16 protein-coding genes and 1 tRNA gene are annotated in these 17,593 nt (G+C 61.9%); 5 read left to right on the forward strand and 12 right to left on the reverse strand.

Features of this window, described 5'->3' with window-relative positions:
* Positions 1-251: 251 nt before the first annotated feature.
* Positions 252-1,622 (reverse strand): signal recognition particle protein, encoded by a 1,371-nt coding sequence (gene ffh / locus VCB98_RS02315; protein ID WP_346050075.1) that lies wholly within the window; start codon positions 1,620-1,622, stop codon positions 252-254.
* A 172-nt stretch (positions 1,623-1,794) separates the two neighbouring features.
* On the opposite strand from ffh, the gene VCB98_RS02320 reads away from it, so the two are divergent.
* Together VCB98_RS02320 and VCB98_RS02325 are read left to right on the forward strand one after the other, a co-directional pair.
* The gene (locus tag VCB98_RS02320) at positions 1,795-2,625 is read left to right on the forward strand and encodes a cytochrome C assembly family protein (protein ID WP_346050077.1); all 831 of its coding nucleotides are present in this window, start codon (positions 1,795-1,797) and stop codon (positions 2,623-2,625) included.
* An 87-nt stretch (positions 2,626-2,712) separates the two neighbouring features.
* A complete protein-coding gene (locus VCB98_RS02325) occupies positions 2,713-3,999 on the forward strand; it encodes an HlyC/CorC family transporter (protein WP_346050079.1) in 1,287 nt (428 codons plus the stop codon).
* Positions 4,000-4,274: 275 nt separating this feature from the next.
* Here VCB98_RS02325 and radA read toward each other — a convergent pair whose 3' ends face one another.
* Complete coding sequence (radA, locus tag VCB98_RS02330) at positions 4,275-5,663, reverse strand: DNA repair protein RadA (protein WP_346050081.1); 1,389 nt, start codon at positions 5,661-5,663, stop codon at positions 4,275-4,277.
* 224 nt (positions 5,664-5,887) lie between these two features.
* On the opposite strand from radA, the gene VCB98_RS02335 reads away from it, so the two are divergent.
* The gene (locus VCB98_RS02335; protein ID WP_346050083.1) at positions 5,888-6,715 is read left to right on the forward strand and encodes a Stp1/IreP family PP2C-type Ser/Thr phosphatase; all 828 of its coding nucleotides are present in this window, start codon (positions 5,888-5,890) and stop codon (positions 6,713-6,715) included.
* Positions 6,716-6,763: 48 nt separating this feature from the next.
* The gene (locus tag VCB98_RS02340; protein ID WP_346050085.1) at positions 6,764-7,411 is read left to right on the forward strand and encodes an FHA domain-containing protein; all 648 of its coding nucleotides are present in this window, start codon (positions 6,764-6,766) and stop codon (positions 7,409-7,411) included.
* Between the two features lie 323 nt (positions 7,412-7,734).
* On the opposite strand, the gene alr is transcribed toward VCB98_RS02340, so the two are convergent.
* The 8 genes from alr to rnr form a co-directional block, all read right to left on the reverse strand.
* Entirely contained in the window at positions 7,735-8,808 is a 1,074-nt protein-coding gene (gene alr / locus VCB98_RS02345; protein ID WP_346050087.1) for an alanine racemase, read from the reverse strand.
* A gap of 56 nt (positions 8,809-8,864) precedes the next feature.
* Positions 8,865-10,253, reverse strand: a complete 1,389-nt coding sequence (gene dnaB / locus VCB98_RS02350) for a replicative DNA helicase (RefSeq protein WP_346050089.1) — start codon at positions 10,251-10,253, stop codon at positions 8,865-8,867.
* Positions 10,254-10,365: 112 nt separating this feature from the next.
* The gene (gene rplI / locus VCB98_RS02355; protein ID WP_346050091.1) at positions 10,366-10,815 is read right to left on the reverse strand and encodes a 50S ribosomal protein L9; all 450 of its coding nucleotides are present in this window, start codon (positions 10,813-10,815) and stop codon (positions 10,366-10,368) included.
* A gap of 24 nt (positions 10,816-10,839) precedes the next feature.
* Entirely contained in the window at positions 10,840-11,748 is a 909-nt protein-coding gene (locus tag VCB98_RS02360; RefSeq protein WP_346050093.1) for a YybS family protein, read from the reverse strand.
* Between the two features lie 47 nt (positions 11,749-11,795).
* The gene (rpsR, locus tag VCB98_RS02365) at positions 11,796-12,026 is read right to left on the reverse strand and encodes a 30S ribosomal protein S18 (protein WP_346050095.1); all 231 of its coding nucleotides are present in this window, start codon (positions 12,024-12,026) and stop codon (positions 11,796-11,798) included.
* Between the two features lie 39 nt (positions 12,027-12,065).
* Positions 12,066-12,419 carry a 30S ribosomal protein S6 gene (gene rpsF, locus VCB98_RS02370; RefSeq protein ID WP_346050097.1) on the reverse strand — a complete coding sequence of 118 codons (354 nt, stop codon included), beginning with the start codon at positions 12,417-12,419 and terminating at the stop codon, positions 12,066-12,068.
* A 362-nt stretch (positions 12,420-12,781) separates the two neighbouring features.
* The gene (gene rlmB, locus VCB98_RS02375) at positions 12,782-13,516 is read right to left on the reverse strand and encodes a 23S rRNA (guanosine(2251)-2'-O)-methyltransferase RlmB (RefSeq protein ID WP_346050099.1); all 735 of its coding nucleotides are present in this window, start codon (positions 13,514-13,516) and stop codon (positions 12,782-12,784) included.
* A complete protein-coding gene (rnr, locus tag VCB98_RS02380; protein ID WP_346050101.1) occupies positions 13,513-15,762 on the reverse strand; it encodes a ribonuclease R in 2,250 nt (749 codons plus the stop codon). The genes rlmB and rnr overlap by 4 nt, the downstream gene beginning before the upstream one ends.
* 128 nt (positions 15,763-15,890) lie before the next feature.
* Here rnr and VCB98_RS02385 point away from each other — a divergent pair.
* Positions 15,891-15,977, forward strand: a tRNA-Leu gene (locus VCB98_RS02385).
* Between the two features lie 49 nt (positions 15,978-16,026).
* Here VCB98_RS02385 and cgtA read toward each other — a convergent pair.
* Positions 16,027-17,118 (reverse strand): Obg family GTPase CgtA, encoded by a 1,092-nt coding sequence (gene cgtA / locus VCB98_RS02390; protein ID WP_346050103.1) that lies wholly within the window; start codon positions 17,116-17,118, stop codon positions 16,027-16,029.
* 197 nt (positions 17,119-17,315) lie between these two features.
* Positions 17,316-17,573, reverse strand: a complete 258-nt coding sequence (gene rpmA / locus VCB98_RS02395) for a 50S ribosomal protein L27 (RefSeq protein ID WP_346050105.1) — start codon at positions 17,571-17,573, stop codon at positions 17,316-17,318.
* Positions 17,574-17,593 lie beyond the last annotated feature (20 nt).

Below are 17,593 nucleotides of genomic sequence, written 5' to 3' on the forward strand. Positions count from 1 at the left end.
TGGGCACTGGCGGCCGCTACCGGCCGATCTGGCGGTAAACGGCGCATTCTACGCGAAGCACATAAAAGCTACAAGAGAAATGAGCTACGAGCAGCGAGCTACGAGCGGCGAGCCGGCCGTGCCAGGGGTACGGCCGTGCTGATATCTGACCCTCGGTGGTTCCGCGGGGCAGATCTGGATGAGGCCCGGCTTTTCAGCACGGCCCCGCGGAACCGCGGCCAGCTCGCCGCTCGTAGCTCGAAGCTCGCCGCTTACTGCCCGGGAAACCCCATCCCCGGGGGCATTTTGCCCTGCAGGCCGCGCATCATCTTCTTCATGCCACCCTTCTTGCCCATCTTACGCATCATTTTCTGGGCCTGGGTGAACTGTTTCAGGAGCTTGTTCACATCCTGAACCTGGACCCCCGATCCCTGGGCAATCCGGCGCTTGCGGGAACCATTGATCACCGCCGGCTTGCGGCGCTCTTCCTTGGTCATGGAATTGATGATCGCCACCTGGCGGCTGATGGTCCTGTCATCGAACTGGCTGGCCGCGCCGGGAGGCAGCTTACCGGCTCCGGGCAGTTTGTCGAGCAAGGCACCCACCCCGCCCATGTTCTGCATCTGCTCCAGCTGATCGCGAAAGTCGTTGAGAGAAAAACCCTTGCCTTTCTTGAGCTTGCGCCCGAGCTTGTCGGCCTTTTCCTTATCAACCTTGCTCTGGACCTCGTCCACCAGGCTGAGCACATCCCCCATGCCGAGGATACGCGAGGCCACCCGATCGGGATGGAAGGGCTCCAGGGCATCGGTCTTCTCCCCCACGCCCATGAATTTGATCGGCTTGCCGGTGACCTGACGCACGGACAGTGCCGCACCCCCGCGGGCATCACCATCCGCCTTGGTGAGAATCACGCCGGTCAGCGGCAGTGCCTCGCCGAAGGCAGCGGCGGAGCGTGCCGCATCCTGACCGGTCATGGCGTCGACGACAAACAGGGTCTCCAGGGGCTCGACGGCGGCATGAATATCCTGAACCTCCTGCATCAACTCTTCGTCGATGTGCAGGCGACCCGCGGTATCGACAATCAGCACATCGGCATGCTGCTTGCGGGCAAAGTCCATGGCCTGGTCGGCAATCTTCTTCGGTGCCGTACCTTCGGCTGCGCGGTAGAACCCGGCGCCGATCTCGCCGGACAGGGTCTCAAGCTGTTCGATGGCGGCCGGTCGACGAACGTCGGTGCTGACCAGGGCAACCTTTTTCTTCTCGGCTTCCATCAGGTGACGGGCCAGCTTGGCCGCGCTGGTGGTCTTACCCGCGCCCTGCAGGCCGGCCAGCAGGATCACCACCGGTGGACGGCCCCGGAAATTCAAGGGCTCACGATTCTCGCCCATGATCCGGACAAGCTCGTCGTTGACGACCTTAACCAGGGCCTGACCCGGGGTCAGACTCTTCAGAACCTCCTGACCCACCGCACGGGCGCGCACCTGGGAGATGAACTCCTTGACCACCGGCAAGGCAACATCCGCTTCCAGCAAGGCCATGCGGACCTCGCGCAGCGTCTCCTTGATATTGTCTTCACTAAGCCGGCCACGCCCCTTGACCCGATCCAGGGTGCTGCCAATGCGCTCGCTGAGTCCCTTGAACATCGATAAAACTCTTCAGTTTGACCACGAAGGGGATATTCTACCGTTTCCACCGACCCTCCCGCATCCTCCTGCTTCCCCTTGAGGCTGTTTTACGGGTAATCTGGGGAGAACATGGGCGAATTGGCCGAATTGGCTGCTCGCCAAAGTCTGTCAGGCCGAGGACCACTGATTCATGCCGGGCATCACCATCGCCATTCTGGCTGCCGCCGCCTATCTGGTGGCAATGACATTACTCATCATCCGTCTGGTACGGCGTACCGCCTCGCCATTGGCGCCGGACACCATGCGGGGGACGGCCTTGTTTCTGGGACTGGGTGGCGGACTGCTGCACCTGCTCAGCCTGTGGGGGCAGGTTGTCACGCCCGAAGGCCTGAGTCTTGGTCTGCCCAACATCGTCTCCTTGATCGGCTGGGTGGTGACCGTCGTGATTCTGTTATCCGCCCTTCGCCAGCGGGTGCTTAACCTCTCCATTCCCCTGCTGCCCCTCGGGGCCTTCTGCGCCGTGCTCGGTGCCCTGCCCCTGGACGGCCTGCCGACCCTGGTGGACTCACCCTCCGCCATACTGGTCAGTCATATCTTCCTTTCCATTGCCAGTTACAGCCTGCTCAGTGTGGCGGCGGTACTGGCCCTTGTCCTCAGTTTTCAGGAATCGCGCCTGCGAGGCCGTCATCCGGGCGGAGTTCTTCGCATCCTGCCACCGCTGGAGATCACTGAGCGTCTGCTGTTCCAGCTGATCCTGATCGGTTTCGTGGGTTTGACCCTGGCCCTGTTCACCGGCCTGCTCTTTGTGGATAACCTGCTGGCACAACATCTGGCTCACAAGACCATTCTCTCAACCGCCGCCTGGCTGCTCTTCGGGATTCTGCTCTGGGGACGTTATCAATTTGGCTGGCGGGGAAGAATCGCCATCCGCTGGACCTTGTCGGCCTTCGTATTGCTTGCACTGGCCTATTTCGGCAGTCGCATTGTCCTCGAGTTGGTACTGGGGCAGCGCTGGGGCTAACAGCCAACACTCATCGGACACGCTTGCCAGGCCCGCGAGGCCTCGGAGACAATAGCCCTCCACTCCGCAAAAGGGACGCCTGAGACCTTGGAATCCATTCCTTTAGGTGGTCTGTTTGGCATCCTGGCTGGGCTGATCGTCCTGTCAGGGTTCTTCTCGGGCTCGGAAACGGCCCTGATGACCCTCAATCGTTACCGCCTGCGGAACCGGGCCGAAGCGGGGTACCGGGCAGCGCAGTTCGCGGAGCGGCTCTTGCAGCGCCCCGATCGCCTACTGGGCCTGATTCTGCTGTGCAACAACTTCGTCAATATCGTCGCCTCGGCACTGGCCACCCTGATCGCGCTTCGCCTCGGCGGCGAGGCCGCCATCGCCATTGCCACCGGCCTGCTCACCCTGGTGATCCTGATTTTTGCCGAGGTGGCTCCCAAGACCCTGGCGGCCATCCACCCCGAACGTCTGGCCTATCCGGCAGCGTTCGTCTACACCCCGCTGATTCGGGTGCTCTACCCCATCATTTGGCTGGTCAATCTGGTCGCCAACCAGCTCTTGCGCCCCTTCGGCGTCCGGCCGGGCGGGCTGACACTCGACGATCGCCTTAGCCCGGACGAGTTGCGCACGGTCGTCACAGAGGCCGGCGGCCTGATACCCAAGCGGCACCAGAATATGCTGATCAGTATTCTGGATCTTGAACAGGCGACGGTGGAGGACATCATGGTGCCCCGCAACGAGATCGTGGGCATCGATCTGTCAGACCCCTGGGACGAGATCCTGGAGGAATTGACCAACAGCCAGCACACCCGCCTGCCGGTCTTTCGGGACAACATCGATGATATCGTTGGCATTCTTCACAGTCGCCGGGTTCTGAATGCCATTACCCGGGGCGAGATGAACCGAGAAACCCTGGAAGCGATCGTCAGGGAACCCTATTTCATTCCGGAAAATACCCCCCTGCACCGGCAACTGATCAACTTCCAGAACAGTCAGCGCCGCATCGGCCTGGTGGTGGACGAGTACGGCGACATCCAGGGGCTGGTAACCCTGGAGGATATCCTCGAGGAAATCGTGGGCGAATTCACCACCGACCCGGTGGCCACCCGGGTCAAGGGTATTGTCACCGAGGAGGACGGGACGAACCTGGTCAATGCGACGCTCCACCTGCGCACCATCAACCGGGTGCTGGGAGTTGAACTCCCCACCGACGGCCCCAAGACCATCAACGGCCTGATCCTTGAATACCTGGAAACCATTCCTGAACCAGGCACCAGCATCAAGATCAACGGCTACCCCATCGAAATCGTGCAAAGCTCGGCCAACGCGGTCAAAACCGTCCGCCTCAAACCCCGCCTGGACGAGGAACCCAAGTCAAAGGAATGATTATCTCGCGCAGAGACGCAAAGACGCAGAGAAACCAAAAAAATATTACCTCGCGCAAAGGGCGCCAAGAACGCCAAGGGTTTAAGGGGTGTGTTGTGGGAGAGGCTTCAGCCTCGATTCAAGGCTTGCAACTCTCAGGCTTAAAAACGCATTTTCTTAGCGACCTTGGCGCGCTTTGCGCGAGGCCATCAAGCTTTTGAATTTCTCCGCGTCTTTGCGTCTCTGCGCGAGGCATCCATTTGAATTTCTCCACGTCTCTCGGCGAGGCCCAAACCTCAATCGCGGAGGATGGCATCGATGGCGTCGCTCAGGCGTCGGACGGGGGTGACCGCCATGCCCTCTGGGGGTTTTCTGGGGGCATTGGCGCGCGGAACGATGGCCTGGCGGAAACCATGCTTGGCCGCCTCGTTCAGGCGTTCCTCACCGTTGTAGACGGGACGGACCTCGCCGGACAAGCCGACCTCGCCGAAGACCACCAGGCCGGGAGGCAGCGGGCGGTCGCGGAAGCTCGACAAGGCTGCCAGCAGTAGCGGCAGATCGGCGGCGGTTTCTTCCACCTTGAGCCCACCGACCACATTGATGAACACGTCCTGATCACCCATGGCAATGCCGCCGTGGCGGTGCATGACGGCCAACAGCATGGACAGGCGGTTCTGATCCAGACCAAGGGCCACTCGGCGGGGGTTATGGGTCTGGGTGGCATCAACCAGGGCCTGGACTTCAACCAGCAATGGCCGACTTCCTTCCCGGGCCACCATCACGGCGCTGCCACTGACATCGCTCTGGTGGCCGGAGAGAAAAATCGCCGAAGGGTTTCGGACTTCCTTGAGCCCGACATCATCCATGGCGAACACGCCCAGCTCATTGACCGCACCAAAGCGGTTCTTCACGGCCCTTATCACCCGGTAGCGACTGCCGGCATCATTCTCGAAATAGAGCACCGTATCCACCATGTGCTCCAGGACCCGAGGGCCCGCAATCACCCCTTCCTTGGTGACATGCCCCACCAGAAACACCGCAGTGCCGGTCTGCTTGGCAAAACGCACCAGTTGGGCCGCGCTCTCGCGCAGCTGGCCCACGGCCCCCGGCGCAGACTGCACGGCCTCGGAAAAGATCGTCTGAATCGAATCCACGATGAGAACGCGGGGCTTTTCGGTCTCGGCAGTGGCGATTATGCGCTCCACACAGGTTTCTGCCACCAGACGCAAGCTGGTCTCCCCCACCTCCAGGCGCTCAGCCCGCAGACGGACCTGCTCAAGGGACTCCTCGCCAGTGACGTACAGCACCCCCTCTTCCCTGGCCAGTCGGGCACAGGCCTGCAGCAAGAGTGTGGACTTGCCGATTCCCGGATCACCGCCGATCAGGACCGCGGAGCCGGCCACCAGTCCTCCACCCAAAACCCGATCCAGCTCCCCCAGGCCGGTACCGGTGCGGGCCGCCTCCCGACCACGGACATCTGACAGATTGACCACACCACTGCTGGCCCCGGCGTATTGGGCGCTTCCGCGGCCCTTGGCCGCACGCGCCGAGGCCGGTGTCGCCGCGGGAGCAATCACCGCCTCACTCAGGGTATTCCAGGCCCCGCAATCCATGCACTGCCCGGACCACTTGGGTGCCTGAGCCCCACAGTTTTCACACTCATAGACCGTTCTCGCCCTGGCCATATCCAGTCCCATCGCCGCTGTTTGGTGGAAGCGAACGCATACTATCATGGCGGCAATAGAGCGCCGGACTTGCCGCGACACCCTCACCTACCGGTATACTCGGGCGAGATAAGGATGCCGGACTAGATGAGCTGCCCAGAACTCAAAGCCTTGGTGATTGAGCTTCGGACCCCGGCCGGGCAGTCTCTGGCGCAAGGCAAGGCGCGTATCGACAGGAAGGGATCATGGGATCCGAGACGGGACTGACCGCTGCCGGTCGCACTGATACCGGGCGCAAGCGCCCGCACAACGAAGACGCTATCCGTCTGGAGCCAGGACTGGGCCTTCTGGTTCTGGCCGACGGCATGGGCGGCTATAGCGCCGGGGAAGTCGCCAGTCAGATCGCCGTGGACACGGTGGTGAGTACAGTCCGAAATGCCAGCCCCCTGGAACGGGGTGATCGCCTCCTCGAGGAAGCCTTCCAGAAAGCCAACCGCAGCATTCTCGATACCGCCCGCTCCGACCCGGAGCGTCAGGGTATGGGCACGACCATCGTGGCCTGCCTGTTCCGCCGCCGCCGGGTCACCATTGGCCATGTGGGTGACTCCCGAGCATATCGACTGCGGCGAGGGCGAATGGAGCAACTGACTACCGACCACTCTCTCAATCAGGAATTGCTGGACCGGGGCTACTACACCCGCATGGAAGCTCGCCGTGCCGGCAATCGGCACGTCATCACCCGAGCCCTTGGCGTGAGAGAAAGCGTGGATGTGAGCCTGCGGGAAGAGTCGGTGGCCGAAGGTGATCTCTTCATGCTTTGCTCCGACGGCCTGACAGACATGATGGATGATCATAGTATCCGCTATGCCCTGGAATCCCGATCCGGGGCACTGGAAGAACTGGCGGACAGCCTGGTGGACCGAGCCAATGAGTTGGGCGGCCGGGACAATATATCCGTCATTCTGACCCTGGCTGGCGCCGGCAGCGCCAGCGAACGGCGGCCGCTTCTGTCCCGGTTTCGGGATAGACTGCAAAAGCTCTTCCGCCGGGAAGGGAACCCCGCCGATATTTGAACATGGTGCTGATTCGGCACCCATCTTGATCCAAAGGGGTATTTTCTGATGGCAAAGCTTGTCGTGCATTACCGTGATCAGCTGTTTGGAGAGTTTGATCTTGGCCAGCGCCTGACCCTGGGCCGACAGGAAGATAATGATATCCATCTGGATGATGGCGCGGTCAGTGGGCATCACGCCTTGGTGGAACAACGGGGCGACCACTTCTGTATCGAAGACCTGGGCAGTACCAATGGCACCCGTCTGGATGGACGGCGTATTCGTCGGGTGGGCTTGCGGGATGGCGATGAATTCGGCATCGGGCATTTCCGCATCCGTTTCGAAGGGCCCAGTGCCCCGCCCAGTTTCCAGGACACCATGATTCTCAAGCTGGACGATATTGCGGGTGGCCGCGAAGCCATTCAAAAAGAGCAGACCAGTGAGCTCAATGGCAAGAGCAAGGCAAACGCTCGCATCGAAGTCCTTGATGGCGAAAATGCCGGCGAAACCCTCTTTCTGGAGGAGGATGTCACCACCATAGGCGTCCCCGGACGCCAGGTGGCAGCAGTAAGCCACCGACGGGACGGCTTTTACCTGGTCCCCGTGGACGGCGGCACCCCCAAGGTCAATGGCCGCGACAACGGCCCCCGCTCCTGCCGCCTGAACAACGGCGACGAACTGGAAGTCGCGGGCGTGCGACTGGCCTTCAGGCAATAAGGGCCATCTCGCACAGAAATTCGATAAAAATCAAAGGCGGCCTCGCGCAAAGACGCCAAGCCGCAAAGAAATTCAAAAGCGGGGCCTCGCGCAGAGTGCGCCAAGGACGCCAAGAATTATACAGTTGAGTTGTTGGAGAGTCTGGAACCTCGATTGAAGCCCGGCAGCCATTACCCCCGCCAAAACAATAAGAAATTCTTTCTTTGCGACCTTGGCGCACTCTGCGCGAGGCAAAATTTTTTGGTTTTTCTTAGCGTCTTGGCGTCTTTGCGCGAGGCATTCTTTTGAATTTCTTAGCACTGCCGTGCCTCTGCGGATGCCCTTCACTCGACGTCGAACTTGACCCGGCGGGTGACGCCGCAGAGGAGCTCGTAGGGAATGGTGCCGGCATGGCGGGCGACGGTTTCCACCGGAAGGTCAGCGCCCCAGAGGATAACCTCGTCCCCCACTCCGGCTTCAGGGTGATCACTCAAGTCCACGGTAATCATGTCCATTGAGACCCGACCGATGACCCGGCTGAGACGGCCATTGACCAGGACCGGAGTGCCATTGGCCACATGCCAGGGATAGCCGTCTCCATAACCAATGGCGGCTACGCCAAGCCGCATGTCCCTGGGTGAGGACCAGCCACCGCCGTAGCCCACACGACCACCCTTCTCCACCCATTTGACGGCAATCAGCTCGGTGCTGACCGTCATGGCTGGCTTGAGCCCGATGTCCTGGCCGCAGCGATCCGTGAAAGGCGTGACGCCATAAAGGATGATTCCCGGGCGAATCCAGTCCTGACGGGATTGGGGCCAGTCCACAACCCCGGCGGAATTGGCGATGGAACGCTCCCCGGGCCAGTCCTGCACCAGCTTGAGAAAACGATCAATCTGACCCGCCGGGTCGGGCGTGCCATCCTTCTCGTCAGCCGAGGCCAGATGGGTCATGTAGCGCAAGGGGCCTTCAGCCAACCCCTGGCGCTGAACGCGTTCACGGATGGCGGGTGCATCCTCCGGACGAAAACCCAGGCGATGCATACCGGTATCAATCTTCAGCCACAGCTTCTGAGGAAGGCCGGCAGACTCCAGCAAGGCCAGTTGAGCGGGGTCATGCAGCACCATCTCGAAGCCGTTATCCCGCACCACGGGGATCTCGCTCGCCCGGTGGATGCCTTCCAGCAGGATGACGGGATGACTGAGACCGGCGGAACGAATTTCCAGTGCCTCTTCCAGGCAGGCAACCGCAAATGCATCCGCGCCCTTCAGCGCTCGCGCTGCATCCACCAGGCCATGGCCATAACCATTGGCCTTGATGCAGGCCATGACCCTGGAATCGGGGGCAATCTCCCGCACCCGGGTGAGATTGTGTCGGATGGCATCAGTGTTGATTCGCGCCCGCGTGGCCCGCGTCATGTCAGTGCTTTCCCCAGCTATTCAGTACAGATCGCTTCCCCCGCCTGCTCGCCCGCTCAGTACTCCTCCATGTACTCTTCGCTGATGTAATTCTCGAAGCGGGTGTAGCTGCCCAGGAAGGTGGTGATGGCCTTGCCGGTGGGGCCGTTTCGTTGTTTCTCAATAATCAGCTCGGCCATGCCCTTGTGCTGCGTGTCCGGATTATAGACCTCGTCCCGGTAGATGAAGACGATGACGTCGGCATCCTGCTCGATACTCCCGGATTCACGCAGGTCGGCCATTTTCGGGCGCTTGTCGGGGCGCTGTTCCAGGTTGCGGTTGAGCTGGGAGAGGGCAATTACCGGGACGTTAAGCTCCTTGGCCAGGGCCTTGAGCCCCCGGGAGATTTCCGAGATTTCGTTGGTCCGGTTCTCTGACATCCCCGCCACCCGCATCAGCTGCAGGTAGTCCACCACCACCAGACCCAGACCGTGCTCGCGCTTGATGCGCCGGCAACGGGCCCGCAGCTCCGTCGGCGTCAGGGCCGGGGTATCGTCGATGAAAATGGGCGCCTCGGACATGAGGGCCACGGCGGAGGTGATCCGCGGCCAGTCTTCCTCGGAAATATCCCCGGTGCGCACCTTGGACTGGTCCACCCGACCCAGGGAGGAAATCATGCGCATGGCCAACTGGTCGCCGGACATTTCCATGGAAAAGATGGCCACCGGCTGCTTGGCCTGAATCGCCGCATGCTCGGCGAAGTTCATGGCCAGAGAGGTCTTGCCCATGGAGGGACGGGCGGCCAGGATGATCAGGTCGCTGGGCTGCAGCCCGGACGTCATTTCATCGAACTTGTCGATCCCCGAGGGAATGCCCGTGGTGTCGGCATCCGAGTGGATAAGCTCGTCGATGCGATCCACCGCCTGACGCAACAGGTCCTTGATGGGGCTGTAGGTCTGGCTGCGCCGCATGCCCTGCTCGGCGATCTCGAAGACCCGCTTTTCAGCCTCCTCGATCAATTCCTTGCTGTCGCGGCCGTCCGGGGCGAAGGCGCTCTCGGAGAGTTCATGGCCGATCCGGATCAGCTGCCGCAGCACCGAGCGTTCCCGCACGATATCGGCATAGGCGCGCACATTGGCCGCGCTCGGCGTGTCCTTGGCCAGGGCACCGAGATAGGCCAGCCCGCCGGCCTCTTCCAGCTCGCCGGTCTTTTCCAGGTACTCGGAGACGGTGACCGCGTCAGAGGGGTCGCCACGGTCGGAGAGACGGGCCAGGGCCCGGAAGATGATCTGGTGATTGCGGCGATAGAAATCGCCGTCGGAGAGCCGGTCCGCCACCTGGTCCCAGGTGCTGTTGTCCAGCATCAGGGCTCCGAGAACCGATTGCTCGGCCTCGATGGAATGGGGCGGAACCTTGAGCGCGTCCGCCTGCTCCGAATTGGGCAAGGATTCAGCCGAACCGACCATTGCGCCTCCCCGACGAACAAGCGGACTGAAAGAAGCGGCCGGGCGCAGCTGCCCGGCAATTGAGTCCGTGGTCGGCAGGCGCCGACCACGGACTCACAGTATCACGCCTGGATCACTCTTCGCCGATGACGTTGACCGTGATGGTCACGTCGACGTCGGAGTGCAGGTGGATGTCCACCTGGTGCTCGCCGACCACGCGAATGGGGCCGTCGTGCATGCGGATTTCCTTGCGCTCGACCTCGTGCCCCTGCTCATTGAGCACGGCCTCGATGTCGATGGGACCCACGGAGCCGAACAGCTTGCCTTCAGAGCCCGCATTGGCGGTGATCTCCAGGCTCAGGCCTTCCAGCTTCTCGGCCCGGGCCTTGGCGGCCTCCAGGGCCTCGGCGGCCTGCTTTTCCAGCTCGGCGCGGCGGGCCTCAAACTCGGCGATGTTTTCCTTGGTCGCCGGCTTGGCAATGCCGTAGGGGATAAGATAGTTGCGGCCATAACCGGGCTTGACGGTCACGCGGTCGCCCAGGCCACCCAGATTTTCAACCTTGTCGAGAAGTATGACTTCCATAACATCTACCTGATGGTTCTGCGGTTAATCGTCACTGCCGTCACTGACCTGCGGCGCAGGGGCATAACGGCCTCTCAAATCCAGCACATTGTCCAGTATGGCCAGGGCGGCCATGACACTCATCACCGGCACGGTGAACGGCAGCAGCAGGCCATACACCGGCACCAGCCAAACCCCGCCCAGCTTGCGCCGGTGCACGAAGGCATGGCAGACGGCCAGCCCCTGGAACATCAATACCAGGATGGCCACCAAGGCCAGGTTATCCAGCAGGGGCACTGTCGTGGTCACCGCCGCGAGGATGAAAACAACCCCGCCGGTCAGCACGGCAAACTGGCCGTGGCGCAGCTCGTGAAACTCTGCGCGAAATCCCCCTGGATTATACAGGATCGCCTGCCACCAGCGCCCGAGAATCAGACTGATGATCAGGGCCGCTGTCAGAGCCGCCGCCATCATACCGGGGACCAGCATGGCCAGACGATCCAGGGCTGCCTCATCGGGCACACCCTGTTCCCGGCCTTCCAGGAAGGGCATGAGCCACTGGTCAATCATCTCACGGCCCACCTGGCGGGCAGTATCATCGCCGCTGTGCAGGGCCAGGACCACCATGGCGCCGAAAAGCGCCGCCAACTGGAAGCTTCGCGCCAGGGACGCTGTACGCAACAGTGCCCAAGCCATCACCAGTACCGGCAACCACAGCGACAGTGCAGCCACTGGCAGGACCCAGGGCGGTGCCCCCAGCATGATCGCAAATGGAATCAAGCCGAGGGCAGCCAGGAAGGCAACGCCCGCGCCCTCGGCGGGCCCCTGGCGAAGCGCCACCAGAGCCACGAGGCCACCACCCAGCAGACTCAGCCACTGAATCGCGCCCATCAGCCAAACGCCGATCACGGCCCGCCAGCGGCTGCTCATTATCCAGCCGAGTACCGCCTGCATACTGGACTCCGTCATCCGGTGGCCGGCGATCCGACCACCGGCACCCCTTAGTTGGAGTGGCTGTCGGTGTAGGGCAGTAGCGCCAGATAGCGGGCGCGCTTGACGGCCTTGGACAGCTGACGCTGATAGAAGGCAGCAGTCCCCGTGATCCGGCTCGGGACAATCTTGCCGGTCTCGGTGGTGTAGGCCTTGAGGGTGTTGAGATCCTTGTAATCGATCTCCTTGACCCCGTCAGCGGTAAAGCGACAGAACTTACGACGGCGGAAAAAACGTGCCATTGCTCTAACTCCTCTTATATCCGATCAGTCAGGCCGCGCTCAGGCAGAGGCTGCGGCGGATTCCTTCTCTTCGCTTTCCGATTTGGACAGCGGAGAAGGCTCGGTGACGGCTTCTTCACGGCCGATGACCAAATGCCGGATGACGGCATCATTGAAGCGGAATGCGGACAGGATCTCGTCCAGAGCTTCCTTGGTGCACTCCACGTTCATCAGCACGTAATGGGCCTTGAGCACCTTGTTGATCGGATAGGCGAGCTGGCGCCGCCCCCAGTCCTCGAGGCGATGAACCTGGCCCTCGGCGGACTCGATGATCGACTTGTAACGATCGATCATGGCCGGGACCTGGTCACTCTGATCCGGATGGGTCAGAAAAACGATTTCGTAATGACGCATCTTGCAAAAACTCCCTTCGGGTTCGGCCTCCCGCAGACGCGGTGAAGCAGAGAGTGCAACGGCCCGCCGGCGGGTTAACGTCGCAGAAAAATAAAAGCCCCGGAGCCGGCCCGGGGATTAATCGACAAATTTTAGGGAAAACCGCCGGCGGGCGCAAGGCCTTTCGACGAAGGGGTGATAGATATAGTGAACAGTTCCCAGTGAACAGTGGGGCCGTGCCAGCACCGGCTGCCGTGCTGCTTCGAAATATCCCTTGCCTACTCAGCACCCACAAAATCCACAGAAAACAGTAGGCGCTCGTGTAGGCACGGCCCCACTGTTCACTGGGAACTGTTCACTGGGAACTGTTCACTGGGAACTGTTCACTGGGAACTCTCCCCCCTCTGCCGCACTGCCTCATACAGGCACACCCCGGCGGTGACCGAGACATTGAGGCTCTCCACCTGCCCGGCCATGGGCAGGGCGGCGAGGAAATCGCACTGCTCGCGGGTCAAGCGCCGCAAGCCATCGGCTTCGGCACCCATAACAATGGCCAAAGGCCCGGTTAGATCGGTTTCATAGAGGCTCTGGCCGGCCTCACCGGCCAGTCCCACTGTCCACACACCGGCCTCCTGAAGGCTACGCAGAGCCCGGACCAGATTGGTAACCGGCAGGAAAGGCACCGTTTCCGCGCCGCCGGCAGCCACTTTACGAGCGGCCGGCGTGAGTGGGCTGGAGCGGTCCTTGGGCACGATTACCGCATCCACCCCGGCGGCATCGGCGGTGCGCAGACAGGCACCCAGGTTGTGCGGGTCCTGCACGCCATCCAGCACCAGGAGCAGTAGTGCTTCCCCGGACTCGGCCCGGGCGACCAGATCATCCAGGTCGGTCACGTTCTCTCCCGGCTCGGCCCGGGCCACCACGCCCTGATGGCGATCGGTGCCGGCAAGGATCGTAAGCTGCTGCTTGTCAGTGGACAGCACCGGAATCCCCGCCGCCCGGGCCTGATCACTCAACTCACGAATACGCTTGTTGCCGGCAGCCACATGGAGCTCCCGCACCCGCCCGGCGGCAAGGGCGGCCCGTACCGGGTGGATACCGGCGAGGAACTCCGTCATCCCCGCTGCCTCCGGGCCTTCTTGCCCTTCTTGCCCTTTTTCTTGCCACCGGCCTCGGCTTCGGCCTCCGCCGGCTCCAGGTCAATCTTGCGCTCATCCGGATCCACCCGGACCACGCGGACCCGTAGGCTGTCGGTGAGCCGGAAGACGCGGCCGGAGCGCTCGCCCACCATGCGGTGGCCGACGGGATCGAACTTGTAGTAATCGTTGGGCAGGGAGGTGACATGGGCCATGCCTTCGATATGCACCTCCTTGAGCTTCACGAACAGACCGAAGGAGGTAACGCCCACGATCATGCCCTCGAATTCCTCACCGACCTTGTCCTGCATGAACTCGCATTTGAGCGTATCGGCCGCATCGCGGGTGGCCTCATCGGCCCGCCGCTCGGTCGAGGAACAATGCCCGCCGATGCGCTCCATGTCCTTGAAGCCGTAGGGATACTCGTCCTCCGGCAACCTGCGCAGGATGTGCTTGATGGCACGGTGAACCAGCAAATCCGGATAGCGGCGAATGGGTGAAGTGAAATGCAGATAGGTGCCGTGGGAAAGACCGAAATGGCCCACATTCCTGGGACTGTAGACCGCCTGCTTCAGTGAGCGCAGCAATACCGTCTGGATGAGAGCGGCATCTTCCCTTTCCCGGGCCTGGTCCAGCACCTGGGCATAATGCTTGGGCTCCGGTTTCTCACCGCCACCCAGCTTGAGCCCGAGCTTGCCCAGAAAGTCGCGTAACTCGCTGACCTTTTCCTCTTCCGGTCCCTCATGCACCCGGTAAAGGGTGGGCATGCCGTGCTTTTCCAGAAACTGTCCGGTCGCCACATTGGCGGCAATCATGCATTCCTCGATCAGACGATGGGCATCATTGCGTTCCACCGGCACGATCTTTTCGATCTTGCCGAAATCATCGAATACAAACTTGGTCTCGATGGTTTCGAAATCAATCGCCCCGCGCTTGCGCCGACGCTTGATCAGCTTGCGGAACAGGGTGTGCAGATTTTCCACGTTGCCGAGAACATGCTCGTACTCGGAGCGCAGCTGCTTATCCCCCTGCACCATGGCCCAGACCTTGTTGTAGGTCAGACGGGCATGAGAGCGGATCACGCCCTCATGAAAACGGCTGCCGGTGACCTTGCCTTCCTCATCCAGAAAGAGCTCGCAGACCATGGTCAGCCGATCCACTTCGGGATTCAGCGAACAAAGCCCGTTGGACAGCACTTCCGGCAACATGGGGATGACATGCCCCGGGAAGTAGACGGATGTCCCTCGCCGCCAGGCCTCCTGATCCAGGGCGCTGTCCGGCTGCACATACTCGGCAACATCGGCAATGGCGACCAGGAGACGAAAGCCCTTGTCGGTCTTCTCGCAGAAGACCGCGTCGTCAAAATCCTTGGCGGTCTCATCATCAATGGTCACCAGCGGCAGCTCGCGGAAGTCCTTGCGTCCGGCCTTGGCCTGTTCGGACACCGAACCACCGAAGCGCTGGGCCTCGGCTTCCACGCCCTCCGGCCATTCCCGCGGCAGACCGTGAGAGTGCACGGCAATATCGATTTCCATGCCCGGATCCCGGTGATCACCGAGAATCTGTTCCACCCGGCCGATGGGCTGGTTGCGGCGGGAGGGATACATTTCCAGTACCACCCGCACGATCTGTCCGTGCCTGGCGCCACCCCGCTTCTCCGGGGGAACAAAAAGATCCTGACTGAAGCGGCTGTTATCCGGCACCACATAACTGATGCCGGACTCTTCGAAATAACGGCCAATCAAATCCTCGGTATTGCGCTCCAGAATCCTCGCCAGGGAGCCCACCGAACGGCCTCTGCGGTCAACGTCCACAACACGCACCGCCACACGGTCACCATGCATGATCTCGCGCATCTCGCGGGGAGGCATGAAGACATCGGCGCCGCCGTCGTCCGGGGTGCAAAAGCCGAAACCGTCCCGGTGACCCACCACCGTGCCGGTGACCAGGCCCACCCGATCCACCAGGCACAGGGCGCCACGGCGGTTGGTGATCAGTTGACCGTCACGGATCATGGCCCGGACGCGGAATCCCAGGGCTTCCACCTCCTCCGGCTCTACCAGACCCAGTTGTTCAACCAGATCATCAAAGTCCTGGGGCTCGCCCAGCTCTTCCATGACCTTCAGGATGTATTCCCGGGAAGGGATGGGGTTCTCGTAGCGCTGGGCCTCGCGGCCCGCCTTGGGGTCATTCTTCCAGCGTCGTTTCTTGGTATTTTCTGTACTCATACAATCTATTGTCTCATTGTTCGCCGCCGCACCAACAGGTGCCGGCAGCCGATAATTTGTCGCAACGCGTTGACAACCGCCACCGGCAACGGTAAAGTTCGCGGCCTTGATCGGCAGCGCCGATCATTGCCGAGGTGGCGGAATTGGTAGACGCGCCAGCTTCAGGTGCTGGTGGGGGCAACCCCGTGGAGGTTCAAGTCCTCTCCTCGGCACCATCTTCGAAAAGGCTCCCTGAGGGGAGCCTTTTTTGTGGGCGGCCATTCATTATTCTTCAGACGAATCGGCCTGCCCCGGTTCACGATCAGCTTCAGTATCACCAGTGACCTTCCCCGCCTGCTCGGCCTCCAGCGCACGCTTCTCTTCCAAACGCTGCATGATGGCCTGAGCCAGGACCTCTGTGCCTTCGCCCGACTCGGCCGAGACCCGGTGAACCGGCCCCTGCCAGTCCAGCTCGTCCACGATCAGGCGCTGCATTTCCTCTCGCTCTTCCGGCGCCAGCGTGTCGATCTTGTTGAGCACAAGCCAACGCTCTCGTCCGGCAAGTTCGGCACTGAACTTTTCCAGCTCCCGGACCACGGTCCGCACATTGGTTACCGGGTCCCCCTCCAGTGGCTGGACATCCACCACATGCAACAACAGCCCCGTGCGCTGAAGGTGCTTCAGAAAGCGAATCCCCAGACCCGCCCCTTCGGCGGCCCCTTCGATCAGGCCGGGAATGTCGGCGATCACAAAGCTCTGCAAGGGCCCCAGGGAGACCACGCCCAGGTTGGGATGGAGGGTAGTGAAGGGATAATCCGCCACTCGAGGCCGGGCATTGGACAGGGCCCGAATCAGCGTGGATTTGCCGGCATTGGGAAGCCCCAGCAGACCCACGTCCGCCAGCAGCTTGAGCTCCAGGGCCAGGCGCCGCTTCTCCCCGGGCGTGCCGGTGGTGAACTGGCGGGGGGCCTGATTGGTACTGGACTTGTAGCGGGTGTTGCCCAATCCATGCCAGCCACCCTGGGCCACCAGCAGCCGTTGCCCATGCTCCACCAGATCGCCAATCAGCTCACCGGTATCGGCTTCATGGACAATGGTGCCTACGGGCACCGGCACTTCCAGGTCCTCGCCGCTACGCCCGGTCCGGTTCTTGCCCATGCCGTCCTCGCCGCGCTGGGCCTTGAACGTGCGCGAGACACGAAAGTCCGCCAGGGTGTTGACGCCCTCATCGGCCACCAGCCAGACACTGCCACCGTCACCGCCGTCACCGCCGTCCGGCCCACCCTTGGGCACGTACTTCTCACGACGGAAACTGACGCAGCCGCTGCCGCCGTCCCCGGCCTGAACCCTGATTGTCGCCTCATCGACGAATTTCACTGGGAAGCTCCGAGCTGCGAGCGGCGAGCCACGAGCCCGCTGCTCGTGGCTCGCCGCCAATTACTGCTCCGTTGATAGCGGGGACATCCGAGCGCCGCCTGGACGCCGGATCTTTCCCCGCCATCAACGGGGCCCATACGACAAGACCCCGGCAGCGACGCTACCGGGGCCTGCGAAGCTAGCAAAACCGCTTATCTTCAGTCTGCTTCGATGCAGACGAATTTGCGGTTCTTGGCGCCACGGGTGACGAAGGACACCTTGCCGTCCACCGTGGCGAACAGAGTGTGATCCTTGCCCATGCCCACACCCTCGCCGGGGTGGAACTGGGTGCCGCGCTGGCGCACGATGATGCTGCCGGCGCTCACGGCCTGGCCGCCGAAGCGCTTGATACCAAGCCGTTTTGACTCGGAATCGCGACCGTTGCGTGTACTACCACCTGCCTTTTTATGTGCCATCTCGACTTACCTCGTCGCAA

This window comes from Natronospira elongata (assembly GCF_034931365.1).
GTDB lineage: Bacteria > Pseudomonadota > Gammaproteobacteria > Natronospirales > Natronospiraceae > Natronospira > Natronospira elongata.